Consider the following 1714-nt stretch of genomic DNA (forward strand, 5'->3'; position numbering starts at 1 on the left):
CAAAGTAATCACTCCTTATAGCTGGTTGGAATTAACTACTACCATTGTAAGAGATTACTCTGGGCGTTTTTACTTTCGTTCGAATTAATTATAGAATTTGCCACAAACAAAATTAATTGTGATATTATGAGCATGTAGCATATATTGATTGTTTTAACATCGATTTTATGTGTTGAGGAGGCTTTTTATGAAAAAACGAAAAATAACAGTTTTAAGCAGTTTTTGCTTGTTCGTAATAGGAATCAGCCTCATGTTTTTACTTCCAAGTACAGTGCTCGCAAAGTCAGAAGGAAAAGTGGTGAATGTAAAATTAACCACCGCATTAAAATTGCTCAAACAAAAGAAAAGAAAGATAACGTATGTCCTCTATGCTTCTAGATACTGCATTCATTGTCAAAAAATGAAAAAGATTTACCGACAAGCTATTGCTAAGCATCCTAACAAGGAAATCTTTAAAGTCGATTTAGCTAACGAACCTAATTCTAGCTATAAAAAATTAAAGGGACTGCATGTAAATGCTATACCAACTTTAATAAAATACAATGGCACCCATGAGGTTACACGTTTAGTTGGAGAATCCAAAATTTCAGTAGTAGACAAGTTCTTACAATAAGGGTTCCTTAAAAATTAGAGGAGTTGTTGATTATGAGTAAGGCAAAACATTTTAAAAAAATATTTATCGGACTACTAATGTGCTCAGTTACTGTATTACTTGGCTCGTTCTTATTCCCAATTAATGGTTCGGCTAAAACTAGAGTTGGATCTTATTACCATAATTTAAATACAGAGCTTAAATATTCAAACTTGAGTGCAAAGGTTTCGTCTTTGAGCTCAAGCAATGCACAGCAAGATGTTTCTAATTTAAATAAAAGTGAGAAAATAAATAACTATTTAAATAATATAAAAAAACGTGGTTATACCAATGACCAAGACGCAGTCACACCATATAATTATCGTGCAACATCCTCAGTAGATCCTTCTATATCAACGGATGTTGTTTATAATGTTTACAAAAATAATGACAAAAATACTACAATATTAACTCAAACGGTTGTTGATAAGAGCAATAATAAGGTTGTAAGCTTCTCTGCTGAGCAAGGTACTACTAAGAGCACATCACCAAAAACCGAATTTTCCGCCTCAAACAATGAACTGAATCAAATTAATATTCTGGCGAAAAAAAAGACAAAGCATTTTAAATTTCATGGCAAAGAATTTTCATGCGGTATGGCTGGTGTGTTAGCTTGTGGTTCCTATTGTGCAGTTTGGGCTGCCGTAAATGGCATCGCAGGTTTAGCTTGCGCTGTCGTGTGTGGCGCTGCATCAGAAGGTGCATGTGCAATGAATCATTAATAAGAGGCAATTTTTATGAAAAAATATGAGAAAAATTTACTCTTTTACACGACTAAAAGTTTACCCATTTCGGGAATAATTGTTTCTGCAGGTGCTCTATTATATTTTGTTATTTATCAAAATAACTATACATGCGCAGCTGTTTTATATTCATTTATTCCGTTAATTGGCACTGTTCTAATTGCATTACCTTTCTGGATCCTTGTATATCGAATTAAGAAAGGTAATTCTCATTGATAAATAAAACCTATCTAAAGGGCAAATTCTATAATTAATCCGAACAAAAATAAAAAAAGGCCCAAAGCAATCTCTTACAATGGTAGTAGTTAATTCCAACCAGCTATAAGGAGTGATTACTTTG

Annotated in this window: 2 protein-coding genes; both read left to right on the forward strand. The window is 32.8% G+C overall.

Annotated elements, in window-relative coordinates:
* Positions 1 to 187 precede the first annotated feature (187 nt).
* Positions 188 to 613, forward strand: a complete 426-nt coding sequence (locus FD28_RS02160) for a thioredoxin family protein (RefSeq protein ID WP_034529862.1) — start codon at positions 188 to 190, stop codon at positions 611 to 613.
* A 32-nt stretch (positions 614 to 645) separates the two neighbouring features.
* Positions 646 to 1353 carry a putative immunity/bacteriocin fusion bifunctional protein gene (locus FD28_RS02165; protein ID WP_034529865.1) on the forward strand — a complete coding sequence of 236 codons (708 nt, stop codon included), beginning with the start codon at positions 646 to 648 and terminating at the stop codon, positions 1351 to 1353.
* Positions 1354 to 1714 lie beyond the last annotated feature (361 nt).

This window comes from Levilactobacillus hammesii DSM 16381 (assembly GCF_001434395.1).
Lineage (GTDB): Bacteria > Bacillota > Bacilli > Lactobacillales > Lactobacillaceae > Levilactobacillus > Levilactobacillus hammesii.

Bases quoted from the DNA above. Each gene is read 5' to 3' on its own strand.
- FD28_RS02165 (WP_034529865.1), top strand. From the start codon at position 646: ATGAGTAAGGCAAAACATTTTAAAAAAATATTTATCGGACTACTAATG.
- FD28_RS02160 (WP_034529862.1), top strand. From the start codon at position 188: ATGAAAAAACGAAAAATAACAGTTTTAAGCAGTTTTTGCTTGTTCGTA.